The following is a 910-nucleotide window of genomic DNA, read 5'->3' as shown; positions in this document are numbered from 1 at the left end:
ATTGCGCTCCAGATGCACGAGGCAGGTGGGCGTGACCCGCTTCGTATATTCGACGAACCCGTCGAACGGCCTGGAGAGCGGCATGAGAGCTGGGACTTCCTCGGCCCAGATGTCGGCAATAGTGCCACGCAACTGACCGTGGGGTGTCTTGGCCCAGAACTCCTTGCAACGCTCCTCGAGCCAATCGTTCAGGGCCTCCAGTGCTGGAAAGCGCGGGATCGGTTGAAAGAAGCGATGACGCGCATCCTGCACGTTCTTCTCGACCTGTCCCTTCTCCCAGCCGGAAGCCGGATTGCAGAACTCGGGCTCGAACACATAATGGCTGGCCATCGCCATGAAGCGGACGTTGACGTCGCGCTCTTTGCCACGACCAACCTTGTCGATCGCCGTGCGCATGTTGTCGTAGATGCCGCGACCAGGAATGCCACCGAAGACACGGAAGGCATGGTTGTGGGCATCGAACAGCATCTCGTGCGTCTGCAGGAGGTATGCCCGGACGATGAAGGCCCTGGAGTAGCTCAGCTTCGTGTGGGCGATCTGCAGCTTGGTGCGCTCATTGCCAATGATCGCCCAATCTTCCGACCAGTCGAACTGGAAGGCCTCGCCTGGTTCGAACGCCAAGGGCACAAATGTCCCGCGGCCCGTCGTCTGCAATTCCCTCTGACGATCATCGCGCCATTCCCGCGCAAAGGCAGCCACACGATTGTACGACCCCTCGTAGCCGAGGCTGACAAGATCAGCGTGTAGCTGCTTCATCGTCCGCTTCTGCTTGCGGCCTTTCTTAGACTCCGTCTTCAGCCAGGCCGATAGACGATCTGCAAACGGATCAAGCTTGCTCGGCCTCTCCGGCACGTTGAACTTCGGCTCCACGGCGCCGGCGCGCAGATATTTGCGGATGGTATTCCGGGAC

At 60.1% G+C, this 910-nt stretch carries 1 pseudogene; it reads right to left on the bottom strand.

The features are described from left to right. Window positions 1-910, bottom strand: a pseudogene (gene istA, locus FN060_RS15395) (IS21 family transposase); the annotation flags it as partial.

This window comes from Pseudorhizobium halotolerans (assembly GCF_902153235.2).
GTDB classification, from domain to species: domain Bacteria; phylum Pseudomonadota; class Alphaproteobacteria; order Rhizobiales; family Rhizobiaceae; genus Neorhizobium; species Neorhizobium flavum.
Note: the sequence above shows the minus strand (reverse complement) of the source record. Positions and strands in the feature narration are given on the sequence as shown.